General features: G+C 69.2%; 2 protein-coding genes and 1 rRNA gene. All 3 read left to right on the top strand.

Features of this window, described 5'->3' with window-relative positions:
- Positions 1-88, top strand: a 5S ribosomal RNA gene (gene rrf / locus ACFU74_RS33520); the annotation flags it as partial.
- A 97-nt stretch (positions 89-185) separates the two neighbouring features.
- Entirely contained in the window at positions 186-806 is a 621-nt protein-coding gene (locus ACFU74_RS33525; RefSeq protein WP_380763713.1) for a CDP-alcohol phosphatidyltransferase family protein, read from the top strand.
- A gap of 124 nt (positions 807-930) precedes the next feature.
- Positions 931-3,426, top strand: coding sequence for a sugar phosphate nucleotidyltransferase (locus ACFU74_RS33530; protein ID WP_380763715.1), 2,496 nt, complete (start codon positions 931-933; stop codon positions 3,424-3,426).
- Positions 3,427-3,562: the final 136 nt, after the last annotated feature.

Genomic DNA, 3,562 nt, shown 5'->3' on the forward strand with positions numbered 1-3,562 from the left:
CGGTTACATTCCGAACCCGGAAGCTAAGCCTCACAGCGCCGATGGTACTGCAGGGGGGACCCTGTGGGAGAGTAGGACGCCGCCGAACAAATTTTCTGGAGAAGCCCCCGCCGGTCATCGGTCGGGGGCTTCTCTGTTGTAAGGTCAACGTGCAGTAGTTGCTAGACGTGACAGGAGGCCCCCGGGTGGAGGTCCAGGAGACGCGGGTCCAGACCGATCGCGTCCTCACCATCCCCAACCTGCTGAGCATGGGCCGGCTGGTCGGTGTTCCGCTCTTCCTCTGGCTGATCCTCTGGCCGGTGTTCGATGGACCGAACAACGACGGTTGGGCGTTGCTGATCCTGATGCTCAGCGGCATCAGTGATTACCTGGACGGGAAACTCGCCCGGAGGTGGGGTCAGATCAGCCGGGTCGGGCAGTTGCTCGACCCGCTGGCGGACCGCCTCTATGTGTTCTCCACCCTCATCGGTCTGACCTGGCGTGAGATCCTGCCGTGGTGGCTGACGGGGATCCTGCTGGCCCGCGAGGTGTTTATCGCGGCGCTTCTGCCGATTCTCAACCGGCACGGCTACGGGCCGTTGCAGGTGAGTTTCCTGGGGAAGGCCGCGACATTCAACCTGATGTACGCCTTTCCGCTTCTGCTGCTCGGCTCCGGGGACAGCTGGATCGCCCGGCCGGCCGAGATCGTGAGCTGGGGCTTCATCTGGTGGGGAACGGTCCTGTACTGGTGGGCCGCCATTCTCTACGCGGTGCAGGCGCGGCAGATCGTCCGCGGCCGTGCGGGCTCCTCGGTGTCCACGGTCTGAGACGTGATCTGAGAGAATTCCCACGGCGACACGGTGCGTCGGACGATACCTTCCGGGTAGACCACCTCTGGAACGGTTTGATGGACCCGCAGGGTCCACCACCGCGAAGGAGGACGCACCCGTAATGAAAGCCGTTGTTATGGCAGGGGGCGAAGGCACTCGACTTCGCCCGATGACCTCCAGCATGCCGAAGCCGCTGCTTCCGGTCGCCAATAGGCCGATCATGGAGCACGTGCTTCGGCTGCTGAAGCGGCACGGTCTCTCCGACACCGTCGTGACCGTCCAGTTCCTGGCCTCACTGGTGAAGAACTACTTCGGTGACGGTGAAGAGCTGGGCATGCATCTCACCTATGCGAACGAGGAGACCCCACTAGGCACTGCGGGGAGTGTCAAGAACGCCGAGGACGCTCTCAAGGACGATTCCTTCCTGGTGATCTCCGGCGACGCGTTGACGGACTTCGACCTCTCGGAATTGATCGAGTTTCACCGCAGCAAGAACGCACTGGTAACCGTCTGTCTCACCAGGGTGCCGAATCCCCTGGAGTTCGGTATCACGATCACCGACGACGAGGGCCGGGTCGAGCGCTTCCTGGAGAAGCCGACCTGGGGGCAGGTCTTCTCGGACACGGTGAACACCGGTATCTACGTGATGGAGCCGGAGGTCTTCGACTACGTCGCGGCCGGTGAGTCCGTGGACTGGTCGAGTGACGTGTTCCCGCAGCTGCTCAAGGAGGGCAAGCGGGTCTACGGCTATGTGGCCGAGGGCTACTGGGAGGACGTGGGCACCCACGAGAGCTACGGCAAGGCCCAGGCGGACGTCCTGGAGGGCAAGGTCGACGTCGAGCTCGACGGGTTCGAGATCTCGCCCGGGGTCTGGGTGGCCGAGGGCGCCGAGGTGGACCCGGAGGCGATCCTCCGCGGTCCGCTGTACATCGGCGACTACGCCAAGGTCGAGGCCGGCGTGGAGCTCCGCGAGCACACCGTGCTCGGCAGCAACGTCGTGGTGAAGCGCGGTGCCTTCCTGCACAAGGCGGTCGTCCACGACAACGTCTACATCGGGCCGCAGAGCAATCTGCGCGGCTGCGTGGTCGGCAAGAACACCGATGTGATGCGGGCCTCGCGGATCGAGGACGGCGCGGTGATCGGGGACGAGTGCCTGGTCGGCGAGGAGTCGATCATCGCGGCCAACGTCCGGGTCTACCCGTTCAAGACCATCGAGGCAGGCGCGGTCGTCAACACCTCGGTGATCTGGGAGTCCCGGGGCCAGGAGCACCTGTTCGGGGTGCGTGGCGTATCCGGCATCCTCAACGTCGAGATCACTCCGGAGCTGGCCGTCCGGCTGGCCGGGGCGTACGCGACCACCCTGAAGAAGGGGGCGACCGTCACCATCGCGCGTGACCACTCGCGTGGTGCGCGCGCCCTCAAGCGGGCGATGATCTCCGGGTTGCAGACCAGCGCGATCGACGTCCGCGACCTGGAGAACGTGCCGATGCCGGTGGCCCGGCAGCACACCGCGCGGGGCAGTGCCGGCGGGATCTTCCTGCGGACCACCCCCGGGGTGCCGGACTCGCTGGACATCCTGTTCTTCGACGAGCGCGGGGCCGACCTGTCCCAGGCCGGCCAGCGCAAGCTCGACCGGGTCTACGCGCGCCAGGAGTACCGGAGGGCCTTCCCGGGCGAGATCGGCGACCTGACCTTCCCGTCCAGCGTCTTCGACTCCTACGCGGGCAACCTGCTGCGGACCGTGGACACCACGGGCGTGCGGGAGGCGGGCCTGAAGGTGGTCGTGGACACCGCGCACGGCAGTGCCGGCCTCGTTCTGCCGAGCATCCTCGGTCGGCTCGGGGTGGAGGCGCTGACCGTCTCCAGCGGGCTCGACGAGGCACGCCCCACCGAGGACGCCGAGGAGCGGCGGGCCGGGCTGGCGAGGCTCGGCGAGCTGGTCGCCTCCTCGCGGGCGGCCTTCGGCGTGCGCTTCGACCCGGTGGGCGAGCGGGTGGCCTTCGTGGACGAGCTGGGCCGGGTGATCGACGACGACCGGGCGCTGCTGGTCCTGCTGGACCTGGTCGCGGCCGAGCGGCGGAGCGGGCAGGTGGCACTGCCGGTGACGACGACCCGGATCGCCGAGCAGGTCGCGGCGTACCACGGCACCCAGGTCATCTGGACCACCACGACGCCGGACGACCTGGCCAAGGCGGCCTCCGCCGAGGGCACGGTGTTCGGCGGCGACGGACGCGGCGGCTTCGTGGTGCCCGAGTTCAGCGGGGTGCTGGACGGGGCGGCGGCGTTCGTCCGGCTGGTGGGCCTGGTGGCCCGCACCCAGCTCACGCTGAGCCAGATCGACGCGCGGATCCCGCAGGCGCACATCCGCCGGCGGGACATCGCGACGCCGTGGGCCGCGAAGGGCATGGTGATGCGCTCGGTGGTGGAGGCGGCCGGCAGCCGACGGCTGGACACCACGGACGGCGTCCGGGTGGTCGAGGCGGACGGGCGCTGGACGCTGGTCCTGCCCGACCCGGCCGAGGCGGTCACCCACCTGTGGGCCGAGGGCCCGGACGACGCGGCGAGCGAGGCCCTGCTCGACGAGTGGGCGGCGGTGGTCGACAGCGCCGGACGGTGAGCCCGCGGCGGGGGGGGGGCGGCCCCGCCGGCCCCCCCCCCGGGGCGGGTGGGGGGGGTGGGGGCGCGGCCCCCCCGTTTGCCCGGGGGCCGCCGACGGGGGGGGGGGGGCGGCCCCCGGCGGCCAGGGGCGGATG

Origin of the sequence: Kitasatospora sp. NPDC057500 (assembly GCF_042802195.1) — a bacterium.
In the GTDB taxonomy this organism is placed as follows: domain Bacteria; phylum Actinomycetota; class Actinomycetes; order Streptomycetales; family Streptomycetaceae; genus Kitasatospora.